The 26,096-nt window shown below is 41.4% G+C and carries 24 protein-coding genes and 1 other annotated feature; of the genes, 11 read left to right on the top strand and 13 right to left on the bottom strand.

What is annotated here, in order from left to right:
- Positions 1–60: 60 nt before the first annotated feature.
- Entirely contained in the window at positions 61–1,692 is a 1,632-nt protein-coding gene (locus tag AACQ83_RS01165) for a glycoside hydrolase family 18 protein (protein ID WP_112875892.1), read from the bottom strand.
- 792 nt (positions 1,693–2,484) lie between these two features.
- Positions 2,485–2,585, top strand: a sequence feature (Trp leader region).
- A gap of 28 nt (positions 2,586–2,613) precedes the next feature.
- On the opposite strand from AACQ83_RS01165, the gene AACQ83_RS01160 reads away from it, so the two are divergent.
- From AACQ83_RS01160 to trpA, 6 genes are all read left to right on the top strand, one after another.
- Positions 2,614–4,188 carry an anthranilate synthase component 1 gene (locus AACQ83_RS01160; RefSeq protein WP_112875891.1) on the top strand — a complete coding sequence of 525 codons (1,575 nt, stop codon included), beginning with the start codon at positions 2,614–2,616 and terminating at the stop codon, positions 4,186–4,188.
- Positions 4,188–4,766: a glutamine amidotransferase-related protein gene (locus tag AACQ83_RS01155; protein WP_112875890.1), complete on the top strand. Its 579-nt coding sequence runs from the start codon at positions 4,188–4,190 to the stop codon at positions 4,764–4,766. The genes AACQ83_RS01160 and AACQ83_RS01155 overlap by 1 nt, the downstream gene beginning before the upstream one ends.
- Positions 4,767–4,779: 13 nt before the next feature.
- On the top strand, positions 4,780–5,778 hold the full coding sequence (gene trpD / locus AACQ83_RS01150) for an anthranilate phosphoribosyltransferase (protein ID WP_112875889.1): 999 nt from the start codon (positions 4,780–4,782) through the stop codon (positions 5,776–5,778).
- Between the two features lie 2 nt (positions 5,779–5,780).
- Positions 5,781–7,145: a bifunctional indole-3-glycerol-phosphate synthase TrpC/phosphoribosylanthranilate isomerase TrpF gene (gene trpCF, locus AACQ83_RS01145; RefSeq protein ID WP_112875888.1), complete on the top strand. Its 1,365-nt coding sequence runs from the start codon at positions 5,781–5,783 to the stop codon at positions 7,143–7,145.
- Positions 7,146–7,221: 76 nt separating this feature from the next.
- The gene (trpB, locus tag AACQ83_RS01140) at positions 7,222–8,412 is read left to right on the top strand and encodes a tryptophan synthase subunit beta (protein ID WP_112875908.1); all 1,191 of its coding nucleotides are present in this window, start codon (positions 7,222–7,224) and stop codon (positions 8,410–8,412) included.
- Positions 8,412–9,218, top strand: a complete 807-nt coding sequence (gene trpA / locus AACQ83_RS01135) for a tryptophan synthase subunit alpha (protein ID WP_112875887.1) — start codon at positions 8,412–8,414, stop codon at positions 9,216–9,218. The genes trpB and trpA overlap by 1 nt, the downstream gene beginning before the upstream one ends.
- 93 nt (positions 9,219–9,311) lie before the next feature.
- On the opposite strand, the gene ompW is transcribed toward trpA, so the two are convergent.
- Entirely contained in the window at positions 9,312–9,953 is a 642-nt protein-coding gene (ompW, locus tag AACQ83_RS01130) for an outer membrane protein OmpW (protein ID WP_112875886.1), read from the bottom strand.
- Positions 9,954–10,391: 438 nt separating this feature from the next.
- Between ompW and AACQ83_RS01125 the strand changes: the two genes are divergently transcribed.
- On the top strand, positions 10,392–11,162 hold the full coding sequence (locus tag AACQ83_RS01125; RefSeq protein WP_112875885.1) for a YciC family protein: 771 nt from the start codon (positions 10,392–10,394) through the stop codon (positions 11,160–11,162).
- A gap of 162 nt (positions 11,163–11,324) precedes the next feature.
- Here the strand turns inward: AACQ83_RS01125 and AACQ83_RS01120 are convergent, their stop codons facing one another.
- The 4 genes from AACQ83_RS01120 to AACQ83_RS01105 form a co-directional block, all read right to left on the bottom strand.
- Positions 11,325–11,915, bottom strand: a complete 591-nt coding sequence (locus AACQ83_RS01120) for an Ail/Lom family outer membrane beta-barrel protein (protein WP_112875884.1) — start codon at positions 11,913–11,915, stop codon at positions 11,325–11,327.
- A gap of 605 nt (positions 11,916–12,520) precedes the next feature.
- Positions 12,521–13,072: an Ail/Lom family outer membrane beta-barrel protein gene (locus tag AACQ83_RS01115; RefSeq protein ID WP_112875883.1), complete on the bottom strand. Its 552-nt coding sequence runs from the start codon at positions 13,070–13,072 to the stop codon at positions 12,521–12,523.
- Positions 13,073–13,481: 409 nt separating this feature from the next.
- A complete protein-coding gene (locus AACQ83_RS01110; protein ID WP_445260522.1) occupies positions 13,482–13,784 on the bottom strand; it encodes an HVO_A0114 family putative DNA-binding protein in 303 nt (100 codons plus the stop codon).
- Positions 13,785–13,800: 16 nt separating this feature from the next.
- Positions 13,801–15,531 (bottom strand): SulP family inorganic anion transporter, encoded by a 1,731-nt coding sequence (locus AACQ83_RS01105; protein WP_112875881.1) that lies wholly within the window; start codon positions 15,529–15,531, stop codon positions 13,801–13,803.
- Between the two features lie 349 nt (positions 15,532–15,880).
- Between AACQ83_RS01105 and AACQ83_RS01100 the strand changes: the two genes are divergently transcribed.
- Together AACQ83_RS01100 and yciA are read left to right on the top strand one after the other, a co-directional pair.
- Positions 15,881–16,417, top strand: a complete 537-nt coding sequence (locus AACQ83_RS01100; protein WP_112875880.1) for a septation protein A — start codon at positions 15,881–15,883, stop codon at positions 16,415–16,417.
- 77 nt (positions 16,418–16,494) lie between these two features.
- Positions 16,495–16,926 carry an acyl-CoA thioester hydrolase YciA gene (gene yciA / locus AACQ83_RS01095; RefSeq protein ID WP_112875879.1) on the top strand — a complete coding sequence of 144 codons (432 nt, stop codon included), beginning with the start codon at positions 16,495–16,497 and terminating at the stop codon, positions 16,924–16,926.
- Positions 16,927–16,987: 61 nt separating this feature from the next.
- Here yciA and tonB read toward each other — a convergent pair whose 3' ends face one another.
- Both tonB and AACQ83_RS01085 read right to left on the bottom strand, forming a co-directional pair.
- Complete coding sequence (gene tonB, locus AACQ83_RS01090; protein WP_112875878.1) at positions 16,988–17,668, bottom strand: TonB system transport protein TonB; 681 nt, start codon at positions 17,666–17,668, stop codon at positions 16,988–16,990.
- A gap of 102 nt (positions 17,669–17,770) precedes the next feature.
- Positions 17,771–17,953 (bottom strand): YciY family protein, encoded by a 183-nt coding sequence (locus AACQ83_RS01085; protein WP_112875877.1) that lies wholly within the window; start codon positions 17,951–17,953, stop codon positions 17,771–17,773.
- 371 nt (positions 17,954–18,324) lie between these two features.
- On the opposite strand from AACQ83_RS01085, the gene cls reads away from it, so the two are divergent.
- Entirely contained in the window at positions 18,325–19,785 is a 1,461-nt protein-coding gene (gene cls / locus AACQ83_RS01080; protein ID WP_112875876.1) for a cardiolipin synthase, read from the top strand.
- A gap of 111 nt (positions 19,786–19,896) precedes the next feature.
- Positions 19,897–20,226 carry an HI1450 family dsDNA-mimic protein gene (locus AACQ83_RS01075; protein ID WP_112875875.1) on the top strand — a complete coding sequence of 110 codons (330 nt, stop codon included), beginning with the start codon at positions 19,897–19,899 and terminating at the stop codon, positions 20,224–20,226.
- Positions 20,227–20,404: 178 nt separating this feature from the next.
- Here the strand turns inward: AACQ83_RS01075 and oppF are convergent, their stop codons facing one another.
- From oppF to oppA, 5 genes are all read right to left on the bottom strand, one after another.
- Complete coding sequence (oppF, locus tag AACQ83_RS01070; protein ID WP_112875874.1) at positions 20,405–21,406, bottom strand: murein tripeptide/oligopeptide ABC transporter ATP binding protein OppF; 1,002 nt, start codon at positions 21,404–21,406, stop codon at positions 20,405–20,407.
- On the bottom strand, positions 21,403–22,401 hold the full coding sequence (locus AACQ83_RS01065) for an ABC transporter ATP-binding protein (RefSeq protein ID WP_112875873.1): 999 nt from the start codon (positions 22,399–22,401) through the stop codon (positions 21,403–21,405). The genes oppF and AACQ83_RS01065 overlap by 4 nt, the downstream gene beginning before the upstream one ends.
- Positions 22,402–22,410: 9 nt before the next feature.
- Positions 22,411–23,319, bottom strand: coding sequence for an oligopeptide ABC transporter permease OppC (gene oppC, locus AACQ83_RS01060; protein ID WP_112875872.1), 909 nt, complete (start codon positions 23,317–23,319; stop codon positions 22,411–22,413).
- A 14-nt stretch (positions 23,320–23,333) separates the two neighbouring features.
- Positions 23,334–24,254, bottom strand: a complete 921-nt coding sequence (oppB, locus tag AACQ83_RS01055) for an oligopeptide ABC transporter permease OppB (RefSeq protein ID WP_112875871.1) — start codon at positions 24,252–24,254, stop codon at positions 23,334–23,336.
- An 85-nt stretch (positions 24,255–24,339) separates the two neighbouring features.
- On the bottom strand, positions 24,340–25,980 hold the full coding sequence (gene oppA, locus AACQ83_RS01050) for an oligopeptide ABC transporter substrate-binding protein OppA (protein ID WP_112875870.1): 1,641 nt from the start codon (positions 25,978–25,980) through the stop codon (positions 24,340–24,342).
- Positions 25,981–26,096 lie beyond the last annotated feature (116 nt).

Below are 26,096 nucleotides of genomic sequence, written 5' to 3'. Positions count from 1 at the left end.
AACAGAACAGTTATAGAGACTATAACCATTTTAAGTAGTGAGATTTTTTAAAGCATAAATTCAATTTAATTTACATGCTTCACACTGTTTCTCTTTCGGTTTATCGTAAGAAGGAAGCTCACCTTCGAAATAGAATGGTTCCATTTCAATTACTTTTTTAATTGCTTTACGACCCAATCCTTCATGAACAGCATTTGTTAATAAGCCATTATCTTGATCGCCGCTCCAAATAAATAAACCACCAAGCCCTTTTTCTTTAACATAACGGCCTTTTTCTCTGACTGAGCGTGGTGTATCTAATGACATAAATACTTTGAGATCTTTATTGTAAAGATAATCAGCTTTCGCCACCGGATCATGGAAAACCGTAAAACCATTACGACCTATTTGATTTTCATAATCAACATAGTTATAGATAATATCTGTCCATTCAATTACGCTGTATTCGAAACTCCCTACTGTGGATGTTCCATCAGTATATTTTCCAACCAGTTGTTCATTATCCTTACTCTCTAACTCCGCAGTTCTGGCATTACGAGTGTAACCCGAATAACCAATATAGATTGATTTTGGATTAATTTTTAAAGAAATAAGATAATTAACTGCATCATCGACTGAATATTTAGAATACTGGTCATCCTTATTGCGATAAAGATTAGTATGATGAGAAAGTTTTCCATCACCCAATGTAAAGAAATCATAAGTCATTAAGTTGATTTCATTGACACCGGCAGCGATCAATTCTGGAATATTCGCTGCTTTAATTTTTTCTACATCAGCAGAAGCTGCAATACTAATTCCTTTCAAATTACTGATATTTGCACTCTTCAAATCCTTAATAAGCTCAGCAAAGTACTTATAATCATCTTTATCAAATTGATTATTTTCCCCCGCAGAACCAGGATATTCCCAATCAAGATCAATATGGGTTAGCATGGGGAATCTGGTGTATAAATCTTTAACCCCCTCAACAAACCGTTGACGCAGTTTCTCATCACGACAAACTTTATAAAAAGCACCACTCATTGACCAACCGCCAACGCTAACAGAAATTTCCAAATCCGGGTTTTCTTCTTTGAGTAAGCGCAATCCTCCTAATACCCCTTGGGCTTTATCTTGCTGATATAAGTCTACAGGATTGCCCACCCACTGAGTAAAACCACAATTAAGATAGGCTGCAACATCAGCCCAGGGATCAATTGGAATAGGTTTGCCTTCGTGATTCTCAAGAATATCTTGTTCAGCATTCCCCATTTGCCATCCATTTTCACCCGCAGCAGCAATGATAGTTGTTCTTTTCTCTCCAGTGTCACCAATAATACCTGCAAAGCTAAAGATAATTCTCTGAAACGGCTTTCCCTTGTCTTTATCACCCTTAAGGCGCATTAAATCAGCGCCTCTGCCGCCATTCTTTTTAAAAGAATCGTCATTTATCGGCGCTAAACGTTCATCGTAGATTGACCAATCAGTTAAATAACAGAAAACACCAAAATCATCCTTCTCCTCATAAATATTAAAAACCGTTTTAGCAAGTCTTGTTGGGGTATAGGATAATGCGCTATCGGCCGTTTTAGGATCAAAACTATTTAACCGATAAGTTTTCTGCGCCGCACCTTCTTCCGAATCCTTAACCTTATATGGATCAGTTTCATACACCAATTGGCTATCTGCTTTTGGTTCATTTTCACTCATATATTACTCCACTAATAGTACAATTATTTTAAACATCAGAGAGTTAAATCATGGCAACCGATGCCAGAATTAAGTAGAGATCTATAAGTATTCAGATTAAAAATCGTTCCTCAGGCATACCTATAACGTATTAAATACAAATAATTACATAGTCTTAACTTATAAAGATCTAAATTTTAAATAACACGATATGTTAGAGTTATGAATACTACTTCTCACAGTAATATCGGTTAAACCTCTTTTTTTCATATACAGATATAAAAATTAATTATCTATTCTCCCCGTTTGCCTATTGACTCAAACAAAATCCAGCTAATTCTGCTCTTTAACCAATTTTTACTATCACTAAACTCTTTTTTTCATGAAACATGATTTACATACTTAATATTACTAAATATATATCATAGCTATGTCATAAAATAATATGATGAGTTATTTGTGACAATAAGATAATAATTTTATTAAAATTAAGTATCCGATATTATCTGATCTCTAACTATTAATTATTTTATGTTACACCGTAACAAAATGTCGCCAAATTAACCTTCAATTTTATCTAGTAATATTAAAATAGAGTTATCTCTTGAATAGATTCTGTGGGAAATTCACTACCTGTAACGTTGATCATTTCAAATTCGAGAAATAACACAGCAAATTAATAAACGCGCCAAAAAATACTTGACACACCAATTTCGTTCCAGTTTACTAGTACATAAGTGAAAACGATATTGTCTTGTATATCATCTAATCAATACTAAAGAGGCACTGAAAATGGCTGTATTTATGGCGTCTATCCGTTGGTGGCATAACTTCCCAGTAAGGGCGGTATGGTCACGCACATAAATCAACAGTGCCAAATTACCAAAACCCGCCTAATCAGCGGGTTTTTTTATATGCATAACTTATTGACAGGACGAAAAAATGACGGATAAACAACCAAAAATCACAGTAATTGAGCAGGAAACCGCTTACCAACCTGATCCTACGCTACTATTCAACCAACTCTGCGGTGAGCGACCAGCAACTTTATTACTAGAATCTGCGGAAATTAACAGCAAAAAAAACTTAAAAAGTCTGCTAATTATCGATAGTGCCTTACGCATCAGTGCCAACGGCAATCAGGTTACTTTTGACGCTTTAACAGAAAATGGCCGAAATTTATTACCCATTTTGGCCAACAAATTTTCCAGCAATATCCAATCTGAAATAACACACAATACTCTTCAAGTGATTTTCCCACCAATCAATCACAATATAGATGAAGATAATCGTCTGAAAGCAGTATCCGTATTTGATGCACTGCGTGCCCTGCTTTCTCTGGCGGAAGAGCCGTCACCATACAATTCGTCAAGCGCAGAAGCGATATTCGTTGGCGGCCTTTTTTCCTACGATCTGGTAGCCGGATTCGAACCATTACCCGCAGTAAAAACCGTTCAACGCTGCCCTGATTTCTGTTTTTATCTCGCAGAAACGCTATTGGTGGTCGACCACCAAAATAAAAATGCACGTTTGCAAATCTCTCTTTTCAGTGATTCTCAAGCAGAGGAGCAACGCCTTAAGCAACGATTGAAAACATTAGCGGCACTCATTACCGAGCCCATTGAGCCAGTACAACAAATCTCTCTGCCAACCATGAAAGTTTCATACAATCGGGATGACAAGACCTATGCAGAAATGGTGGCGCAATTACAACAATACATCCGCCAGGGGGATATCTTTCAGGTAGTGCCATCAAGACGCTTCTTTCTGCCCTGCCCGGCACCGCTTCATGCTTATCAAAAACTTAAGTACCACAATCCAAGTCCCTACATGTTTTTCATGCAGGACAAAGATTTCTGTCTGTTTGGCGCGTCTCCTGAAAGCGCGCTTAAATATGATGCATCCAACCGCCAAATTGAAATCTACCCGATCGCCGGCACACGCCCCCGTGGGCGCAATGCGGCTGGCGAGCTGGATGCTGATCTTGACAGCCGGACCGAACTGGAGATGCGAACAGATCATAAAGAATTAGCCGAACACCTGATGCTGGTCGATTTGGCTCGTAATGACCTGGCCCGCATTTGTGAACCGGGCAGCCGCTATGTCGCGGATCTGACAAAAGTCGATCGCTACTCTTTTGTTATGCATCTGGTCTCCCGCGTCGTGGGGACATTACGCCATGATTTAGACACCTTTCATGCCTATCAAGCTTGTATGAATATGGGTACCCTCACCGGCGCACCGAAAGTACGCGCAATGCAACTTATCGCTCACTACGAAAGTGAACGCCGAGGCAGCTACGGCGGTGCTGTCGGTTATTTCACCGGCAAAGGGGATATGGATAATTGTATCGTTATCCGCTCTGCTTATGTGGAAGATGGCATAGCGACTATTCAGGTTGGCGCAGGTATCGTACTGGATTCCGAACCTTTAGCCGAATCCGAAGAGACTCGTAACAAAGCAAGAGCAGTCATTCGTGCAATTATTGAGGCTCATCAGGCAGAGGAGATGTTCTAATGGCAAATATTCTTCTACTCGACAACGTGGATTCATTCACCTATAACCTCGTCGATCAATTACGTCATCATGGTCATCAAGTTGTTATCTATCGTAATACTGTTGCAACTGAAATGATTATGCAGCAATTAAGAATGCTCTCCTCTCCGTTATTGATGCTTTCACCGGGACCGGGTAAACCCTCTGACGCAGGTTGTATGCCTCAATTACTCCAACAAACCATCGGCAAAATCCCTGTGATCGGCATCTGTCTTGGGCATCAAGCCATTATTGAAGCTTATGGTGGAGAAATTTCCGCTGCTGATGAAATCCTACACGGCAAAGCTTCTCTGGCAAAACACGATAATCAAGCTATGTTCGCTAATCTGGAAAACCCGCTACCCGTTGCCCGTTATCACTCTCTCACGGGTAGACGAATTCCATCTGAACTGACTATTTCCGCCCGTTGTGGCGACACGGTTATGGCGGTTCGCCACGATAAACATAAGGTTTGTGGATTTCAATTTCACCCAGAATCAATTCTCACAACTCATGGCGCTAAATTGCTTGAACAAACTCTGGTTTGGGCACTAAATTAAAGGAGAGATGAAAATGCAAGCTATTTTCAACAAATTGTTTAATGCGCAGACACTGACACAACAAGAAAGCCAGCAACTATTTGCCGCCATTATTCAAGGAGAATTAAGTGAACCACAACTCGCTGCCGTACTTATCAGCATGAAATTACGTGGTGAACAACCACAGGAGATTGCCGGTGCAGCCCAAGCATTATTGGCAAATGCCCTGCCATTTCCACGGCCGGATTACACTTTCTGCGATATCGTCGGAACGGGCGGTGATGGTGCGAACAGTATCAATATTTCAACCGCCAGTGCCTTTGTCGCCTCGGCTTGCCATATTAAAATTGCCAAACATGGTAATCGCAGTGTTTCCAGCCGATCAGGTTCTTCTGATTTGCTGGCAGCGTTTGGTATCGCCCTTGACATCAGCGCGGAATGTGCCCGTAGCGCACTGGATGAAATCGGCATCTGTTTCCTATTTGCGCCACATTATCATCAGGGATTCTGTCATGCGATGCCGGTACGTCAACAACTGAAAACACGGACTATATTTAATATATTAGGTCCTTTGATTAACCCGGCACGTCCGCCATTAGCATTAATTGGCGTCTACAGCCCGGAACTCGTTGAACCTATTGCCCGCACCCTACTGGTTCTCGGCTATCAACGGGCAGCGGTTGTACACAGTGGTGGCATGGATGAAGTCTCACTGCATGCACCAACGAAAGTGGCAGAAATTAACGATGGAGAAATTATCCATTATCAATTAAATGCTGAAGATTTTGGTTTACAACGTCATCCAATGTCAGCATTAAAAGGAGGTTCACCAGTGGATAATCGTGAAATGCTCAGTTTATTGTTACAAGGAAGGGGTAAGAAAGCCCATGCTGATGCCGTTGCGGCTAACGTTGCTCTGTTAATGAAAATTCATGGACAGGAAGATTTACGTCATAACACCCAACAAGCTCTCGAAACCATTCACAGTGGCCGAGCTTATGAACGAGTTATAGCACTTGCAACAAGGAGTTAATCATGCAAGCTACCATTTTACAGAAAATTGTTAATGATAAAGCCGAATATCTTATTAATCGTAAACAGCAACAACCATTGGAAAGTTTTATTAATGCTGTTGTTGCCAGCAACCGTCATTTTTATCAGGCACTAAACAGTGAACAGACCGTTTTTATTCTGGAATGTAAAAAGGCATCTCCTTCTAAAGGCGTTATTCGCCAGGATTTTGATCCGATTCAAATAGCAAAAATTTATCAGCCCTATGCAACTGCCATCTCTATATTAACCGATGAAAAATATTTTCAAGGCAACTATGAATTTCTTCGTTTAATCAGTGATACCGTTCACCAACCAGTATTGTGCAAAGATTTTATTATCGATCCTTATCAGGTTTATCTTGCCCGTTATTATCAAGCCGATGCGATTTTGCTGATGCTTTCTGTTCTTGATGATCAGCAATATATTACGCTGTCTGAACTTGCGCATAGCCTGAATATGGGCGTGCTGACTGAAATCAGCTCAGAGGAAGAGCGTGCCAGAGCAGTTGCACTAAAAGCTAAAATTATTGGTATTAATAACCGTGATCTGAGAGATCTTTCTATCGATTTAAACCGTACCAAACAACTTGCGCCACAGTTACCGGAAGAAACCATTGTTATTAGCGAATCGGGTATCCACCAGCATCAACAAATTCGCGAGCTTAGCCATTATGCTAATGGCTTTCTCATTGGCAGTGCTTTGATGGCCCAACCCAATCTGGACTTAGCATTACGTCAACTGATTCTGGGTGAAAATAAAGTCTGTGGATTAACTCGACCACAAGATGCGAAAGTGGCATTACAGGCAGGTGCTGTTTATGGTGGTTTGATATTTGCTGAACATTCACCACGTAAAATTAATATCCAACAGGCTCAACAAATTATCAATGCAGCAAATCTCAAATATGTCGGGGTATTTCAAAATCAATCATCTGCATTCATCAGTCATACCGCTCGTGCCCTTTCTCTGGCTGCGGTGCAATTACATGGTGCCGAAGGCGAAGTTTATATTGCGGAATTACGAAAAACATTGCCTGAAAATTGTCAAATCTGGAAAGCCATTGATATGTCGAAAGACGAATTTCACACCAAAGCCAGAAATGTTGACCGTTATTTACTTGATAACGGCAAAGGCGGAACCGGACAAAGTTTCGATTGGCAATTACTTGAAAAACAATCACTCGCCAACATCATGCTCGCCGGTGGATTAAATGAAGATAATTGCCAACAAGCAGCAAAATATGGCTGTTGCGGACTTGATTTTAACTCTGGCGTCGAAAACGCACCCGGCATCAAAAGCAGTCATAAATTAAATAAAGTGTTTCAGCTACTACGCTGTTACCAATAAACAGCAATTTTCCAATTAATTACTGTTTTCCGATTAATTACTGTGTTCCGATTAATAACAATGGACAAATAGAATGATGAGTAAGCTTAACCCCTATTTTGGTGATTTCGGTGGACAATTTGTACCACAGATCCTTATTCCAGCCCTTGAGCAATTAGAAGCCGCCTTTATTGCCGCTCAGCAAGATCCTGAATTCCAGCAAGAATTTCAAGATCTACTGAAAAATTATGCAGGCAGGCCAACGGCATTAACGTTATGCCGTAATCTGACGAAAGGCACCAAAACTCGCCTTTATCTGAAACGAGAAGATCTATTACACGGCGGTGCTCATAAAACCAATCAGGTACTTGGTCAGGCTCTATTGGCGAAACGCATGGGCAAAAACGAAATTATTGCAGAAACCGGTGCTGGTCAACATGGTGTAGCCACCGCCCTTACCTGCGCACTTTTAAATATGAAATGTCGCATTTATATGGGCGCTAAAGATGTGGAGCGCCAATCCCCTAATGTTTTCCGCATGCGTCTGATGGGAGCCGAAGTTATTCCGGTTCACAGCGGCTCTGCCACCTTAAAAGATGCTTGCAATGAAGCGTTACGTGATTGGTCTGGTAGCTATGATAAAGCCCACTATTTATTAGGAACTGCCGCCGGACCACACCCTTATCCGACGATGGTCCGAGAGTTCCAGCGTATGATTGGCGAAGAAGCCAAATCCCAGATTTTGGCAAGAGAGGGACGCTTGCCCGATGCCGTGTTGGCCTGTGTTGGTGGAGGCTCCAATGCCATTGGCATGTTTGCCGAATTTATTCCTGAAACATCGGTCCGCCTGATTGGTATTGAACCTGCCGGGCTTGGTATCGAAACCGGTAAACATGGCGCGCCATTGAAACATGGTAAATTGGGTATCTATTTTGGTATGAAATCGCCAATGATGCAGACAGATGAAGGCCAGATTGAAGAATCTTATTCTATTTCCGCCGGTCTGGATTTCCCTTCCGTTGGCCCTCAACATGCCTATCTGAACAGCATTGGACGGGCTGACTATGTTTCCATCACCGATAATGAAGCATTAGAAGCATTCAAAACCCTTTCCCACGAGGAAGGCATTATTCCAGCCCTCGAATCCTCTCATGCGCTGGCTTATGCTTTGAAAATGATCCATCAAGCTCCTGATAAAGAGCAATTACTGATCGTTAACCTATCTGGTCGCGGTGATAAAGACATATTTACTGTCCACGATATTTTAAAATCCAGGGGGGAAATTTAATGGAACGTTACGAGCAGCTATTTAAACAACTGGAAAGCCGTAAACAAGGTGCTTTTGTCCCCTTTGTCACACTCGGTGATCCAACCCCGGAATTATCATTGAAAATTATTGATGCACTGATTATCGGTGGTGCTGATGCTCTTGAGTTAAGTATTCCTTTTTCCGATCCGCTGGCTGACGGCCCGACCATTCAGAATGCTAATCTGCGGGCTTTCTCCTCAAATGTGACTCCCACGCTCTGTTTTGAACTATTAACAAAAATTCGGGCAAAATATCCTGATATTCCTATTGGTTTATTAATGTATGCCAACCTGGTTTTTCATCATGGAATAGATGAGTTCTACCGCCGTTGCAAAGATACGGATATCGATTCGGTATTAGTTGCAGATGTTCCCATGCCAGAATCACGGCCATTCCGTACCGCAGCCATGAAACATGGGATTGCCCCCATTTTTATTTGTCCCCCCGACGCGGAAGATGAACTATTACGTGAAATTGCTTCTTATGGCCGCGGATATACCTACTTATTATCAAGAGCAGGAGTGACCGGTATAGAAAGACGAGGTGAAAAACCGTTAAATCATCTAGTCAATAAACTACGGGAATATCATGCTGCACCACCGTTACAGGGATTTGGCATTTCAGAACCTAATCAGGTAAAAGGAACATTAGCGAGTGGCGCAGCGGGAGCCATTTCCGGATCGGCCGTCGTTAAAATTATTGAACAAAATCTTTCTCAGCCAGAAACAATGCTGGGAAAACTGGCTGAATTTGTATCAAAAATGAAGTCTGCCACTCAACTGTAATGTAAAAAATATAGTATAAAAATGGGGCAGAACCTGCCCCATTTTTATATACCTTTCATAGCAAACAGCCATGTCAAACAAACACAGCTCTTATCAGAAGTGATAACCGGCACTAAACATAAATACCCACGGATCAATCCGGGTATCGATTTTATGATGCTGGTCACCCGCTTTAAATTTCACATCCGTTTCAATATTTACCCACCACACAGAGGCATTTATCATCCAGTTCTGATCTAACTCATAATCCAGACCAACGTGACCGGCAACACCCCAAGAATCTTTCAGATCCAGACTATGCAAATTACCATCTTTAACGGCATCATTACCATTAAACTTTTCATTAAAGAAAGTCGTGTAGTTTAGACCAATACCGACATAGGGGCGAAATTGATTTTCTTTAGAACCGAAATAGTATTGCGCCATTAATGTCGGCGGCAAACTTTTTATTTTAGCAATATTCCCGACACCCGGTAAACTTACTCGGTTCTGGAAAGGTGTCCCTGCTAGTAATTCAACACCAATATTATCGGTAATCATATAACCAAAAGTCAAACCCATCTGGGTATTATTATCCGCACTAAGAGATCCCAAACCTAACACATTATCAGAGCCAGTATTGGGTCTGACTGTTGCACTACCTGCGCGGAAAATAAAGTCACCCGCTTCATGAGCAAAAGCGAATGATGGTGCTAACGTTGCCGCTGCTAATACAAATGCAGAAATTTTTTTCATTATTCATCCCATTCCTGTGATTTAAAGTCAATCAAAATATACTCATATATTAGAAATCATGATCCAAGACAGATCACATCTTTCAAAGAATTTCAGCAAAACCGCATATTTATAATATTATTATTTCAATTTGGAATTATTTTAAATTGATCAAAATCAAAGTTTATTTATTATTAATCAGTTGGAAATTTTTTGTTTATATACCCATTCAGATGTTTTATCTTTCCTCTTATTATATTTCCATTATGTTTTAATAAGGTTAATTTTATGTTTATTTTTATCTTAAAAATATAATGTGAAGAATTTTTTTCTGTCATCAACAATCACAACTAACCATTAATTTATCCGCATCATCTCGTTTCTACTATCCACGTTTCCCCATAACAAGGTACAATCACCCCCTATGCATTGTTGTTTAACCTGATAGGAGCTGTCTTCATGCCAATCACGGCGAATACCCTGTACCGTGACAGTTTTAACTTTTTCAAGAATCAACTGTTAAGTACCCTGACCCTGGCCGTTCTGGCGGCTCTGGTTACCACCTTATTGGGGCACCTGTTTATTCCTGACAGCGAACAGATGAAGTTGCTGACAGAAGCAGAATTCACGTTTGCCACCTCAGGCAAGGCCGGTATTCAGGAGCTGGTGTCTCAAATGACCCCAGAGCAACAGTCAATGATCATGCGTGCGGGAATCGGAACCATTTTCTCAAGTATGATTGGTAGCGTGCTACTGGTTGGTGGTGTATTGACGCTGGTTGCGGCGGTTTCAGCGGGAAATCGTATCTCTTCATTACAGGCAATGGGTTTATCAGCAAGCCAATTACCGAAACTGTTCCTGTTACTGCTTATCTGCACCCTGCTAATTCAACTTGGCTTGATGCTTATGTTGGTACCAGGCATTATTTTGTCTATCGCACTGGCTTTATCACCCGTGATTATGACTACCGAGCGTCACGGCGTTTTTGCTTCCATGAAAATAAGCTGGAAACTGGCATTTGCTAATATTCGCCTGCTGGTTCCGGCAATTCTTTTATGGCTGACTGCGAGGCTCTTGCTGGCATTTATTATTGACCGCCTAACACTCATTCACAACGAGATGGCAGGAATTATTCTTGGTGTGTTTAATAACCTCATTTCAGCCATTTTGCTGATTTACCTGTTCCGGTTGTATATGCTGGTTACCTCTTCACAACAAAAATCAATATAAAATAGCGATTCAAACAAAAACCCCGTAGCAATAAAACTATGGGGTAAACAGAATAAGCTAGTGATAGCTGGATTGAGCTAAAATGCAAAAAAATTCCCTGTTTTTTCAACAGGGAATTTTATAGAAAGGAGAGCTAATTAAATATCAATTAGCGAATTTCGGTTAGAATCGATAGCCAACACCAACTACCCAAGTTCCTACTTTAAGGTCACCCAAACTGGCTTCATTAAATTTTGCGTATTCATAGGATGTATCAATAGTCCAGTTTGGAACAGGGTTAAACTGTAATCCCAGTCCATAGCCAATAGAAGTTTTACTGTAACCGTCACTGCCACTATTTGAATTAACAAGATAAGAAGCCTTAACCTTTCCATGTGCAGCACCAATCATACCGTATGCACTAACATATTCATTAAAACGATATGTAGGACCCGCCATCAGAGAATAATAATCCAGCTCAGACTTACCTATCTTGCTACTATTAATATATAAATCGTTACCCAAATGGGTATATGTAAATGAACCAATAACACCCCAATTACTATCCAGCTCGTAGCGGTACTTCAAGTTGAAGCCTTTTGGATTACCGCCAAGTGGGTTATTATCTAAATGGTAATCAGCTAAATTCTTATCATCAAACTTTACATGACTCTGAGCATAACCACCCGAAATCGTGTGTTCGCCGGCATTTGCCGCAAATGCGAATACAGATAAACCTACTGCTACCACTGAGGCCACAAATGTTCTTTTCATTGAAAATCCCTAATATTGTATAAAATATAGAAAATATTAATTACCGGCCGCAATTATTTATCAGCAACCAATAGAAAACAACTCAATCCCGTTTTTTGTTAAGTTTCCGTTTAACAAGATAAGGCAATGACTGCTTTCCATCCTGAACAAGATAATCTTTCCATCTTAATCGGATATTTTTTGTACTTATTAGCATTTCATCACTTCACTATTGAGATAAAAGCAAAAAAATTCCCTGTCTTACAACAGGGAATTTTGTCTAGAATAGATAGTGATAACTAATAAAGGAATAATCTTCAGATTACATGGCTAAACATGGACTAGCAATTTCAACTAAATACTAAATAGATATATGGACACTAAACCAACACAAATCTACAACTGGCAAAGTAGTCACAACATATATCCTGTTTCAATAATCCCTGATGAAAATCCGTACTCTCTATCCTCATTATTTCGACAGCCTTTAAATCAACCATCTAACAAGCTAACAGAGAGTTGGTTCTAACATTAATTTATTATCTTCAGTCACTTAATTGGATTTTTCAAATCACAAAAACTGGACTGAATTCCCTTTAAAGGAACGACTACATTGGAAACACTATTTAAAATCGATAACCCGCACCAATTACCCAAGTGCCTATTTTATAGTCACCTACTTTCGAATATTCATAAGATGCATCAATAACCCAATTTGGCATAGGGTTAAACTGCAATCCTAAACCATAAGCAGCAGAGGTCTTACTTTCTTTATATTCAACATCATAGCCCAACACAGCAGCATTACCCTTTGCCTTTTCCTTTCCGTGTGCAGCACCAACCAGACCATATACACTTACGTACTCATTAAAGCGATATGTAGGACCTGCCATTAAAGAATAATAATCTAAATCACCAGTGCCAATCTTTCTACTACCATAATAGTAATTATAACCCTGATGTGTCAGGGTGAATGAGCCAATAACACCAAAATTATTATCCAGCTCGTAACGATATTTCAGGTTAAAACCTTTTGGGTTTTCATCAAGCTTTTCACCATCAACCTTCACATGACTCTGAGCATAGCCGCCAGAAATCGAACTTTCTCCAGCATTTGCTGCAAATGTGAATACAGATAAACCAACTGCCACTGCTGAGGCTATCAATGCCTTTTTCATTGGAACGTCCTAAATAGTTATTGTACAAGTAATAATGATTTTGCTTTGTTAAAATATACTTATCAAAAAACAAAATGTAACGTGGTATTAAATACGTAATACTTCAATCACATTGTTTTTTAACAAGAAATATTAATGAAAGGCAGGGATTTAGGATCTGATATCTCAAATTAATAGAAAAGCAGTGGTCAATAATCACACGTGCGAAAATTAAAAACTATTTTTTTAATATAATTTCATATATGACTACTTTATTTATCGTATTCATTTGCTAATACCAATAATTCTATTACAAATGAACTATAGCTTAACAATTGTTCAATCAGACCTCACAGTAATAAAACTATGAGGCTGAAAGTCATAAACAAGTTTGCGTTGTATTAACTTACGTTGTATTAAATTTGCTATTTCAAGCTGCTATATTTTTAGCCCCACAAGATGACATAACTCTTTCACTGATTTCCTGCTCAATTTTTATTTCAAAATCAGTAAACAGCGCCTTTGGTTTTACGCTTCTATTACTTTTTTCCAGCGTTACAAAACCATGTTGGCTAAGCGTCTTTAATGTCACTGACAGATTGCTTGGTTTCCTTCCTGATAAATTAGCCAGCTCCGCGATTGTCTCTGGTTTGTGCTCATCTATAAGACGCAGAAGCGCAATATTATCACTGCTAAGTACTTGAGCAAGAGCAATCATGGAAGTAAACCAGATTTTAGGCTCTAAATTATTATCTTTTAGCGTAATTAGAGTACCATTCAGGCTTACTTTGAATCATTCGTACCGCAAAATAGAGATCGGGCGCCACAATCAGATCGTCATCGCTACTTTGCAGTTTATTCTGTTTTATCCAACGGGTAAGTTCTGTCCGACGACCGGCGAGCACCAATGTGATATCTCTTACTTTCAATTCACTAATCAACTCATCAATAGCAGCAAATACACTGACATCATCATGGGTAAAACTAACAGCCGCATCGACAACCAGCCAACCCGGACGTTTTTGCGTTTTGTTAATTTTTTGAATTCTGTCAACATGCTGTAGTACCCGTTTTTTAAAATAGCTAACATTGAAATAAGTCAATGGCGAGTTAAATCGGTACATCATCACACCATCTATTGGTTTAATATCATTGCCATGATTAATCGAATGAATCATTCCTTGGTCATTTACCCCCAAGAGCTGATCTGTCGGGCGGAATATAATTCGCAAAAACTGTAATAAACCAAGCAGAACAGCGAAACCAACACCGTTAATCAAACCAACCACCAGCACAGCAATCAACGTAAACAGTGATAAAGTAAATGCCTGATGATTTCGTTTCCTCAGTGACCAAATCCGCCGTAAATCCAACAGTGACGATGCTGAATAAATCAGTACTACACCAAGAGATGACAATGGGATATAAGCCAGGAAACGGGTCATAAATAACAAAACCAGCAAAATAATAGTCGCTGCAATAACAGAGACCAATTGCGTTTTCCCACCAATCGCATCATTAACCGCAGTACGACTGCTGGCAGCACTGACAGCAAATCCTTGTGATAAAGCAGAAGCAATGTTCGCAATGCCTAAGGCCCTAAGTTCACAATCTGCATCAATCTGATAACCATTTTTACTGGCGAAGCTACGGGCCGTCATCATGAAACTGACAAAACTGATAACAGCAAGGTTCAAAGATGGGATAACTAGCTCACGCATAATGCCTGGCTGGAAATCGGGCATTGGCACAACAGGTAATCCCCCACCACTGACACTGCCAACAATCTGAATGCCATATTTTTCCAGATCAAATTGCCAGCTTATATAAGTCGCTAATACCATTGCCAACAAAGGCCCAGGCCAAGTCGGACGCAAGAAACGCACCGTGAGCAAAATCAATACTATAGCAACAGACATTGCTAACGTCGGTAAATGTGTACTCATGAGCTTGACAGGTAATGCGATCACCCGTTCAATCAATCCCGCCGGAACGCCAGCAAAACCAAAGACTTTAGCTAGCTGATCCACAATGATTGTCAATGCAACACCGTTCATTAATCCTTTCAGGATCGGTTTGGAAAGAAAATCAGCAAACGCGCCTAATCGGAAATGACTGGCGAGAACACACCATATCCCGGTCATTAAGGTCATGACGATCGTGAGCTGCCAGCGTACATCTTCATTATCAAAAACCAATGGCGCGACAGCCGCTGCAATAACAGCACACGTTGCGGCATCTGGCCCGACAATCAACTGTCTTGAAGTACCAAATAGTGCATAAGCGAACATGGGTAAAATGCATGCATAAAGACCAATAATTGCACTTATTCCCATCAATTCGGCGTAAGCAATAGCAACTGGCAGAGCAACTGCGGCGACAGAAAGCCCAGCTCTTAAATCATGACTAAACCATTCCTTACGATAATGAGAAAAATTACCCAACCCTGGCATCCAACGCTGTAGTTTTTTCCACTGCATCTGGTTTATGCCCTCTTATTTTTCAACGGGTTTTCGTTATAATGCTGCGTTATATGTTCACTGACAACCGGAAGTTAATTACGCCGCTCTTTATGGTAAAATTGTGCGAAACCGATCGATAAAAACCTTTTTTATTGATAGATATACCCTATGGATTTCAAGATGCATCGCGACGGCAAGGGAGCGAATCCCCGGGAGCATAGCAAACTATATGACCGGGGTGAGTGAGTGCAGCCAACAAAGAGGCAACTTGAAAGATAACGGGTATAAAACCATACTGTTGCTGCTAGTCCATTCAATGACTAAAACCGGATGATAATCAAATGCCGGAATTACAATAGGTTCAAATATGAAACAACTTTTAGACTTTCTACCTCTAGTCGTCTTTTTTGTCGTATACAAAATGTATGACATTTTCTACGCTTCCGGGGCGTTGATCGCCGCCACCGGTTTAGCTGTCGCTATTACTTATTCCATCTACCGGAAAGTAGAGAAAGCCTCCCTGATCACGTTTATCATGGTTGCTGTTTTCGGTACGTTAACTTTAGCTTTCCATAGTGATCTATTTATTAAATGGAAAGTCACTGTAATCTATGCATTATTCGCATTAGCTTTGCTAGGCAGCCAGTGGTTTATGAAAAAACCACTCATTCAGAAAATGCTAGGAAAAGAGTTAATTTTACCCGATCTTGTTTGGAATAAGCTCAATATGGCATGGGCGCTGTTTTTTACAGCCTGTGCGCTAGCTAATATTTATGTCGCATTCTGGTTACCACAAGATGTCTGGGTTAACTTTAAAGTATTTGGTCTGACTGCCCTGACTCTGGTTTTCACCGTGCTCAGTGTAGTATATATTTACCGTCACCTGCCACGCGAACAGAAGTAACCTTATTCAAATGGATACCTGCCTGCTATCGTCTGTAGGCAGGTATTGTTTTTTCATCAAATAAAGTAAAGTTTTCAATGACACAACAACAATTACCTAACGGAGAGTTAGTCCTCCGCACACTGGCTATGCCCGCTGATACCAACGCCAATGGAGATATTTTTGGTGGATGGTTAATGTCACAAATGGATATTGGTGGTGCAATTCTGGCAAAAGAAATTGCGGAAGGCCGTGTTGTCACTGTCAGAGTAGATGGTATTACTTTCCTGAAACCTGTTGCCGTTGGTGATGTCGTCTGCTGCTATGCGCATTGTCTCAAAACCGGTAACAGTTCGATTACCATCAACATCGAAGTCTGGGTGAAGAAAGTCGCCTCTGAACCTGTCGGCCAACGCTATCGTGCAACCGAAGCGGTATTCACTTATGTTGCGGTTAATGAAGATAATACCTCACGTCGGTTACCAGAAGGTAAAACTCAGTTCCAACTCGCTAGCAGTACTAGCGAATAAACATTAATGGAAAAAGGAGCGTGTTAATAATGCTCCTTTTTTATTTGCATTTCCCCGACAATCAGGATTGAGATATACCCGTAATTTTAAATTCGACGGTTGTGATATAACCAATCGCGGGTATTTTTTCAAAGCGCCATTTTCTCATCGCCTTTTTCACTTCCCTTTCAAAAACATTGGGTGGATTAGCGCCAATCACTTCTATATTTTTTACCCGTCCATCTCCATCAATATCATATTTGACTTTCACATAACCTTCGGTGCCCAATGCTGAAGCTCTGGATGGGTAGACAGGTAACGCTTTACTTAATGCTCTTGGCCCATTCTGCGGTTTAACCACCGGTTTATTCTGATTATTATCAGTACGGTTAGCCAATGCATTCTGATTAAACAACGGCTTTTCCGGTTGTTCAGCCCTCTTTTCAACGGGTTCAGATTGCTTTTTAACAACCTTTTTCTTCACTTCCGGTTTCGGCTTCTTCACCTCTGGTTTTGGAATTACCGGCTCTGGAACAGGTTCCGGCTCCTCTGGCTCTGATTCAGGCTCAGGCGCTGCCGGCTCTGAAACAGAAGCTTCCTCGGCAGCTAACTGAATCATAGCAACAGACATAAGTGCAGCATCAGGCTGCTTTTCCGGTATTGCAGAACAAAAAAGTGCGGCAGCAACAGAAACGTGTAAACAAACTGACAACAATATTGGCCAATGTATCCAGCGCATAAGGGAATTCTTGATTAGCAGCATAATAGTCAATCCTCGAATGACTGCTAGTTTAAATGCAAATAGCAATCATATTCAATAAAGATTGTAGGTGAGCGTGAATATAAGGCCAAAAATATTATTTTTTCAATGTATCCATTCGCCATGCTGAACAAACAATAAAGCTCGACGCTGTTTATAACCATCTAATTTACGCAGTGAATAAATACGCAAATTACGTCTTGACTGCCCTTCCAGCCAACGGCGACGGCGGTTGAAATTCTGGCGTAATATCCGCCACCGCCCTACTTCATTCCGACTACGTTTCATAAAACCTACCTATAAAAACATCACGCTCATTATAAGCCTTTAAAAAAGATATCCAAGGCGTATCTGGATAGTACTTTTTATATCAATAATGCGAAATGACCAATATCAAGTATGATGCTTGCAGTATATTTGCCGATTTTTTGGTAAATTCACCAAGTTAATTAGATCGTTTATATACCCTATTGATTTCAAGATGCATCGCGACGGCAAGGGAATGAATCCCCGGGAGCATAGCAAACTATGTGACCGGGGTGAGTGAGCGCAGCCAACAAAGAGGCAACTTGAAAGATGACGGGTATATATCGAGTCTTGAGGAAACCATGTTAAACGCCACCAAAGATGTCTGAACAAAACAGGATTGATTGCCGAATATGACAACCTTTTATTCCGTCCTAAGTTGGCTTGCTATTTTCTTTTATTGGCTGATTGTTGCCAGTATCACTTTACGCATTCTGATAAAACGCCGGCCTGTCACTTCTGCCATGACCTGGCTGCTGATTATTTATATCCTACCCTTAGTTGGAATCATCGCTTACCTGTCATTTGGTGAGCTGCATTTGGGAAAACGCAGAGTTGAACAAGCAAAAGCCATGTGGCCTTCAACAACCGTATGGCTTGAAGAATTGCGCAAATCTCGTCATATCTTCGCCACAGAAAATAGCGAAGTCGCGACACCGCTATTCCAGCTTTGCGAACGACGGCAAGGGCTTGCGGGTGTTAAAGGTAACAAGATCCAACTACTGACAACCTATGACCATTCACTAAAAACCATTATCAAAGATATTGAGAATGCCAAACACAGTATTGATATGGTGTTTTACATCTGGCAAACCGGCGGCTTGGTTGAACAAGTGACGGATGCTCTTATGGCCGCAGCACACCGAGGAGTCAGATGCCGTATTATGGTGGATTCAGCCGGTAGCTGGTTATATTGCCGTAGCCAATACCCGGATATCATGCGCAAGGCAGGAATTGAATTTGTTGAAGCTTTGCGAGTCAATATATTCCGTTTATTTCTACGCCGTATGGATCTGCGCCAGCATCGTAAAATTATCTTGATAGATAATTATATCTCTTATGCCGGCAGTATGAATATGGTCGATCCACGCTTCTTTAAACAAGATGCCGGCGTTGGGCAATGGATCGACATTATGGTACGAATGGAAGGGCCGGTTACCACGACTATGGGGGTTATTTACGCTTGTGACTGGGAAATGGAAACAGGTCAGCGTATCTTTCCGCCATCACCAGATAACAATATCATGCCATTTGAACAGGCCAGCGGACACACAACTCAGGTTATTGCATCCGGCCCCGGATTCCCTGAGGAATTGATTCAACAATCTTTAATGACGGCTATTTTCTCTGCCCGTAAGCAACTGATTTTAACTACCCCTTATTTTGTTCCCAGTGATGACCTGACAAATGCTATTTGCACCGCAGCTTTACGAGGGGTTGAAGTTATTGTTATCGTTCCACGCAGAAATAATTTCTTCTTAGTTCGTTGGGCAAGCCGGGCATTTTTTGCTGAACTATTAAACGCCGGTGTTAAGATTTATCAGTTTGAAGATGGATTGCTACATACCAAAAGCGTTTTAGTTGATGGCCAACTCAGTATGGTGGGTTCCGTTAATCTTGATATGCGTAGCCTGTGGCTAAATTTTGAAATTACCGTGGTTATTGATGATGAAAACTTTGGTCATGATCTAACGCTGGTGCAATACGATTATATCGCCCATTCCACATTGCTGGAAATCAATGAGTGGGAGCAACGCCCTTTGTGGCATCGGATTATTGAGCGTATTTGTTACTTTTTTAGTCCACTACTGTGATCAATACCCTCGTCTTTACAAGACGGGGGTATCAATCAAGACTTCATCATGTTTTAATTCTTCATCACGACCCACAAATAAATCAATATGGACAACAGATCCTCACAAACTATGGATTTAGACCTCAATAACCGAATGACAGAAGATGAAACCCTTGAGAAAGCCTATGACATCTTTCTTGAACTGGCTTCGTTCAACCTTGATCCCGCTGATATTCTGCTATTTAGCTTGCAATTCGAAATACGTGGCGGCGCAGAATTATTGCCCCCTTCTGATGAGTGGCTTGAACACGTGGATTTCACTCCAAACCCCGATTTTTTTGCCGAAGTCATTATCGGGCTAGCAGAATCTGAAGATGCCGAGATCAACGATGTTTTTGCCCGTATCCTCATTTGCCGGGAAAAATCTCACCTGATTTACCATATTTTGTGGAAAGAGTGAAAAATTAAAGTCAGTTATTTTGATCTGCTCTTTTTTCTGCAAAAAATGAGAGCTACCCGTTTTAATGCAGGTCTGAGTCCTGATATAAAACCCCAAAAGTAACTCTCACATTGAATGTCTTACAAAGTTCCTCAATAACTACAATTGATTAACCTTAACGACAATCGATCAATCTTAACTACAGCGGATCAACCTTCAAACAAGACACAGCATGGCGGAAACTCCCTTCCATCAATGGCCGTGTTTTAGCACATTCAGGATCTGCCATTGGGCAGCGTGTACGAAAAACACATCCTGATGGCGGGTTGATGGGTGATGGTAATTCTCCTTCCAACAATTCAATGTGCTTATCCCGTTCTTTATCTGGATCAGGCACCGGCACTGCCGACATCAACGCTTTGGTATAAGGGTGCTGTGGATTATGATAAACCTCATCATAAGTGCCCAATTCCACCGCATGCCCGAGATACATCACCAGTACACGGTCAGATATGTGCTTAACCACCGCCAAATCATGGGCGATAAAAATTAGCGACAGCCCCATTTCCCGTTGTAATTCCTGCAATAGGTTCACTACCTGAGCCTGAATGGATACATCAAGTGCAGATACCGGTTCATCGCAAATCACCAACTTAGGTTCAAGAATAAGCGCACGAGCAATCCCGATACGTTGGCACTGACCGCCAGAGAATTCATGCGGATAGCGGTTAATTAGATTCGGCAGTAATCCAACCTTCATCATCATGGTTTTTACCCGCTCTTTAATTTCTGGCCCTTTCATCTTTGGATGATAGGTACGCAATGGCTCAGCGATAATATCGCCAATCGTCATTCGCGGGTTTAAGGATGCTAATGGATCTTGGAATATCATCTGGATATCACTACGAATATCCTGCCACTGCTTATCATTCATATCCAGCAAGCTTTTTCCCAACCACGTCACCGAACCACCGGAAGATTTGACCAATCCGATAATTGCACGAGCAAAAGTCGACTTACCGCAACCAGACTCACCAACCACACCAAGAGTTTCCCCTTCGTATAACCTTAATGTGACGCCATCAACCGCTTTCAAGGTCTTTGTTGGTTGCCAAAACCACTGTTTGCCATCTTTGATATCAAAGTGAACTTTCAAATCTGCTACTTCCAGCAGCACACGTCTTTCTTCAATCGGACTCATACCAATTCTCCCGGTGCTTTAAAACAAGCTCGCAAACGTCCGTTGCCAAATGTCTCCAACCCTGGCTCACAATTTATACAACGATCTACTGAAAACTGACAGCGTGGCTGGAACGGACATCCTTTCGGCAACCGTAATAAGTTGGGCGGATTTCCGGGAATGGTCGTCAGTGACTCTTCATCACCATCAAGACGCGGAACAGCATTAAGCAGGCCAATAGAATAAGGATGGGTGGGTTGATAAAATACTTCACGGGCCGAGCCATATTCCATTGTTCTCCCCGCATACATCACCAACACTTTGTCACAAATACCTGCAACTACGCCCAAATCGTGAGTAATCATAATAATCGCAGTATTAAATTCTCGTTTCAGTTCATTCAGTAAAGTCATAATCTGAGCCTGAACCGTGACATCAAGCGCGGTCGTTGGTTCATCAGCAATCAACAATTTTGGTCGACATAACAACGCCATTGCGATCATCACACGCTGACGCATTCCACCAGAAAATTCATGAGGATACATCCGCATTCGCTTAAGCGCTTCTGGCATTTTGACGGCATCCAGCATCCGTATCGATTCAAGGTATGCCTCACTTTTACTCATATGCTTATGCAACATCAATACTTCTGTCAGTTGATCGCCGATACGCATATAGGGATTGAGAGATGTCATTGGGTCCTGAAATATCATTGATATCTCTTCCGCTCTCATGCGGTTAAGCTTTTTTTCTTCAAGGTTAAGAATTTCCCTGCCATTAAAAATAGCGGAACCCCCAATTTTGCCGTTTCTGGCAAGTAGCCCCATCAAAGCAAAAGCGGTTTGTGATTTGCCCGAACCAGACTCCCCTACAATTCCCAGAGTTTCCCCCGCTCGTAAATCAAAATTCAGCTTATTCACCGCTGTCACATCCCCGTCAGGGGTACTAAAAGTCACGTCCAACTCTTTAACAATTAACAACGGCTCAGAACTTTTCTGGTTTTTAACGCTGTCCATGTTACCTCCTTAACGATCTTTCGGATCGAGGGCATCACGCAAGCCGTCGCCGATAAAGTTAAAACAAAACAGTGTCACCACCAGAAAACCGGCAGGAAACATCAGCAACCACGGGGAAACTTCCATCGAATTCGCACCATCACTTAACAATGCGCCCCAACTGCTTAACGGCTCTTGAGTTCCCAATCCCAGAAAGCTAAGAAATGATTCAAACAAAATCATGCTTGGCACTAATAAAGATGCATAAACCACCACCACTCCCAATACATTAGGGACAATATGGCGCAGCACAATATGACGGGTTGGCACACCACACACCAACGCCGCTTCAATAAACTCCTTACGTTTCAAGCTCAGTGTCTGACCGCGGACAATACGCGCCATATCCAACCATGACACCATGCCGATAGCGACAAATATCAGAAAAATATTCTGTCCGAAGAAAGTCACCAACAGGATCACAAAGAACATAAATGGAAATGAATTCAAAATTTCCAGCAGACGCATCATGACTGAATCTATTTTTCCGCCCATATAGCCGGATAATGATCCATATAATGTTCCGACGACTACCGCCACCAAAGCGGCTGCCACCCCAACCATCAACGAAATGCGCCCCCCAATGGCAACACGCACCAACAAATCACGACCGGAAGAATCAGTACCAAAATAGTGACCCGATTCAAAATCAGGCTGCATCGACATCATGGCCCAGTCAGTATCGTCATAAGTAAATTGAGCTAACATCGGCGCCAGGATCACAAACAAGGTAATCAAAGATAACAGACACAAACTGGCAATCGCTGCCCGGTTGTGAATAAAACGACGCCGTGCATCCTGCCACAAACTACGGCCTTCAATTTCTAATTGCTCAGAGAAATTTTCCAAAGCTTCGCTGTTTTGTTTATTAACTATCATTGCATGCTCCAATCTTAATAACGAATCTTCGGATCGATAACAGCGTACAGCACATCAACAATCGCATTGAACAGAATAGTCAAACTGCCAACTAAAATAGTCAGACTTAACACTAACGAATAGTCACGGTTCAATGCCCCATTAACAAACAACTGCCCTATTCCCGGTAACCCGAAGATTGTTTCAATCACCATCGAGCCGGTGATGATGCCGACAAAAGCCGGTCCCATATAAGAGATAACCGGTAACAATGCGGGTTTTAAAGCATGGCGGAAAATAATAATGCGCAATGGCAACCCTTTGGCTCGCGCAGTACGAATAAAATTAGAGTGCAGCACTTCTATCATCGAACTCCGGGTAATACGGGAAATACTGGCGATATAGGCCAAAGACAGCGCTACCATCGGCAAAATCATATACTTAGGCGCCCCGCCATTCCAGCCTCCTCCCGGCAGCCATTTAAGATGAATAGCGAACCCCAACACCAGTAACGGCGCCACGACAAAACCTGGAATAACAACCCCCGTCATGGCGAACCCCATAACCGTATAATCCCATTTGGTATTTTGGTTAAGTGCAGCAATAACCCCGGCGCTGACCCCCAAGACAACCGCCATGATAAATGCCGAGGCACCTAATTTAGCCGATACTGGAAATGCTGTTGCTACCAGATCGTTAACCGAGTAGTCCTTATATTTGAAAGAAGGCCCAAAATCTCCTTTAGTGAGTTGAATTAAGTAATCAAAATATTGTTTATAAATTGGGTCATTCAAATGATATTTCGCTTCAATGTTTGCCATCACTTCTGGTGGCAATTTCCGCTCACCAGTAAATGGGCTGCCCGGCGCCAACCGCATCATGAAAAACGAAATAGTAATAAGAATAAAAAGTGTCGGGATCGCCTCTAAACAACGGCGTAAAATAAACTTAATCATCGCCCGTTCCTATGTGTTGGCCCTTAACCCTGGCCTTAAAATAATTTGACACTAAAGCAGCCCTTTCCGGGCTGCTTTACAACGATTAGTGTTTGATAATATAAAAATCTTTGGTGTGTAAATTATCCAAAGGATCTTTCCCTGTATAGCCACCAACATAGGGCTTCACTAACCGGGTATTCACATAGTAATAAAGGGGGACAATAGCCGAATCTTTATCTAACTGCGCTTCTGCTTTCTGATAAACCGCAGCACGTTCATCATCTGTCGCCACTTTCAGAGATTCTTTCATCAGCTTATCAAACTCATCACTCTTATAATGAGATGTGTTATTACTACTGTAAGAAAGCATTGAATTCAAGAATGAAGAAGGTTCGTTGTAATCCGCACACCAGCCAGCACGGGCTACGTCATAATTACCCTGATGTCGAGTATCGAGGAAAGTTTTCCACTCTTGGTTTTCTAAACGAACATCAGCGCCTAAATTTTTCTTCCAAACAGAAGATACAGCGATTGCAATTTTTTTATGCAGATCAGAGGTGTTATAAAGCAAGTTAAATTTCAATGGATTATCTTTATTATAACCTGCTTCGGCCAGTAATTTCTTAGCTTCTTGGTTGCGCTGTTCCTGACTCCAACCAGTAAACCACACTGGTTTTGTTTCTTTAAAACCATCAGTAAACGGCGGTGTATAACCGGAAGCAGGAATATCACCCTGTGCTTTGACTTTATTGGTCACAATATCGCGATCCATAGACAATTTCAGTGCAGTACGGACGCGGGGATCATTAAATGGGGGTTTTTCGTTATTAATTTCGTAGTAGTAAGTACATAAATATGGGTTAATATGCAACTCGTTCGGGCTCTCTTTTTTCAGCTTCTGGAATAGCTCAATCGGTAAATTGGCATAAGTCATATCAATTTCGCCACTGCGATAGCGGTTTACATCCGTGACCTCTGACGAAATTGGTAGGAAAGTAACCTGATCAATAACGGTATTTTTGTTATCCCAGTATGTCGGGCTACGCTCCATCACAATACGTTCGTTGACTATCCAATTTTTTAGTTTATAGGCCCCATTACCGACAAAATTCTGTGGCTGAGTCCATTTTTCGCCATATTTTTCTACCGTAGCTTTATGCACCGGAGCCATTGAAGAGTGAGCTAAAAGTTTTGGCAGATAAGGAACCGCTTCGCTCAATGTAAGCTGCAATGTATAGTCATCCAACGCCTTTACTCCCAAAGTATCTGGTTTCTTTTTACCACTAATGATGTCATCAATATTGGTGAAATGGGCATACTGGAGATAACTTTCATAGGGAGAAGCAGTATTGGGATCAGCTAAACGTTGCCAACTGTAAACAAAATCATGCGCTGTGACAGGATCACCATTAGACCACTTAGCCTCTTTACGCATATGGAATGTCCAGACGGTGAAGTCTTTATTCTCCCAACTGGTCGCAGAACCCGGTAAAATTTCACCATTCGGGCCAACGATGACAACACCTTCAAACAGATCGCGTGCCAAATGTGATTCTGGTACCCCTTCAATCTTATGTGGATCTAACGATTGCGGCTCAGAGCCGTTATTACGGACTAAAACCTGTTTATCAGCTAATTGAACACCTTCAGGCACTTTTGCAGCAAAGACCTGACTTGCGATTATCATACTCAGTGCAGCGCTGATGCTGACAGTAAGTAGTTTCTTTTTCGTTGTGTTTATCATCTTTTTCTACTCCAATTTTATACCGTCAGATTTGTTATCAGCCGACGGCCCAGAAATAAGGGGTGAATTACCACCTGCATACAAAAGGAACGATTTTGTTTGCAGGGTCTCAGTAA

It is taken from the genome of Photorhabdus sp. S10-54 (genome assembly GCF_963878145.1).
Taxonomy (GTDB): Bacteria; Pseudomonadota; Gammaproteobacteria; order Enterobacterales; family Enterobacteriaceae; genus Photorhabdus; species Photorhabdus kayaii.
Note: the sequence above shows the minus strand (reverse complement) of the source record. Positions and strands in the feature narration are given on the sequence as shown.

What these genes read in the sequence shown, in the direction of transcription:
- oppC (WP_112875872.1), bottom strand. Translation starts at nt 23,319, where the DNA reads ATGATAGTTAATAAACAAAACAGCGAAGCTTTGGAAAATTTCTCTGAG.
- trpD (WP_112875889.1), top strand. Translation starts at nt 4,780, where the DNA reads ATGCAAGCTATTTTCAACAAATTGTTTAATGCGCAGACACTGACACAA.
- ompW (WP_112875886.1), bottom strand. Translation starts at nt 9,953, where the DNA reads ATGAAAAAAATTTCTGCATTTGTATTAGCAGCGGCAACGTTAGCACCA.
- cls (WP_112875876.1), top strand. Translation starts at nt 18,325, where the DNA reads ATGACAACCTTTTATTCCGTCCTAAGTTGGCTTGCTATTTTCTTTTAT.
- AACQ83_RS01115 (WP_112875883.1), bottom strand. Translation starts at nt 13,072, where the DNA reads ATGAAAAAGGCATTGATAGCCTCAGCAGTGGCAGTTGGTTTATCTGTA.
- trpCF (WP_112875888.1), top strand. Translation starts at nt 5,781, where the DNA reads ATGCAAGCTACCATTTTACAGAAAATTGTTAATGATAAAGCCGAATAT.
- yciA (WP_112875879.1), top strand. Translation starts at nt 16,495, where the DNA reads ATGACACAACAACAATTACCTAACGGAGAGTTAGTCCTCCGCACACTG.
- AACQ83_RS01065 (WP_112875873.1), bottom strand. Translation starts at nt 22,401, where the DNA reads ATGGACAGCGTTAAAAACCAGAAAAGTTCTGAGCCGTTGTTAATTGTT.
- AACQ83_RS01075 (WP_112875875.1), top strand. Translation starts at nt 19,897, where the DNA reads ATGGATTTAGACCTCAATAACCGAATGACAGAAGATGAAACCCTTGAG.
- trpB (WP_112875908.1), top strand. Translation starts at nt 7,222, where the DNA reads ATGAGTAAGCTTAACCCCTATTTTGGTGATTTCGGTGGACAATTTGTA.
- AACQ83_RS01085 (WP_112875877.1), bottom strand. Translation starts at nt 17,953, where the DNA reads ATGAAACGTAGTCGGAATGAAGTAGGGCGGTGGCGGATATTACGCCAG.
- AACQ83_RS01165 (WP_112875892.1), bottom strand. Translation starts at nt 1,692, where the DNA reads ATGAGTGAAAATGAACCAAAAGCAGATAGCCAATTGGTGTATGAAACT.
- AACQ83_RS01125 (WP_112875885.1), top strand. Translation starts at nt 10,392, where the DNA reads ATGCCAATCACGGCGAATACCCTGTACCGTGACAGTTTTAACTTTTTC.
- oppB (WP_112875871.1), bottom strand. Translation starts at nt 24,254, where the DNA reads ATGATTAAGTTTATTTTACGCCGTTGTTTAGAGGCGATCCCGACACTT.
- oppA (WP_112875870.1), bottom strand. Translation starts at nt 25,980, where the DNA reads ATGATAAACACAACGAAAAAGAAACTACTTACTGTCAGCATCAGCGCT.
- AACQ83_RS01160 (WP_112875891.1), top strand. Translation starts at nt 2,614, where the DNA reads ATGACGGATAAACAACCAAAAATCACAGTAATTGAGCAGGAAACCGCT.
- oppF (WP_112875874.1), bottom strand. Translation starts at nt 21,406, where the DNA reads ATGAGTCCGATTGAAGAAAGACGTGTGCTGCTGGAAGTAGCAGATTTG.
- AACQ83_RS01105 (WP_112875881.1), bottom strand. Translation starts at nt 15,531, where the DNA reads ATGCAGTGGAAAAAACTACAGCGTTGGATGCCAGGGTTGGGTAATTTT.
- AACQ83_RS01100 (WP_112875880.1), top strand. Translation starts at nt 15,881, where the DNA reads ATGAAACAACTTTTAGACTTTCTACCTCTAGTCGTCTTTTTTGTCGTA.
- AACQ83_RS01120 (WP_112875884.1), bottom strand. Translation starts at nt 11,915, where the DNA reads ATGAAAAGAACATTTGTGGCCTCAGTGGTAGCAGTAGGTTTATCTGTA.
- trpA (WP_112875887.1), top strand. Translation starts at nt 8,412, where the DNA reads ATGGAACGTTACGAGCAGCTATTTAAACAACTGGAAAGCCGTAAACAA.
- tonB (WP_112875878.1), bottom strand. Translation starts at nt 17,668, where the DNA reads ATGCTGCTAATCAAGAATTCCCTTATGCGCTGGATACATTGGCCAATA.
- AACQ83_RS01155 (WP_112875890.1), top strand. Translation starts at nt 4,188, where the DNA reads ATGGCAAATATTCTTCTACTCGACAACGTGGATTCATTCACCTATAAC.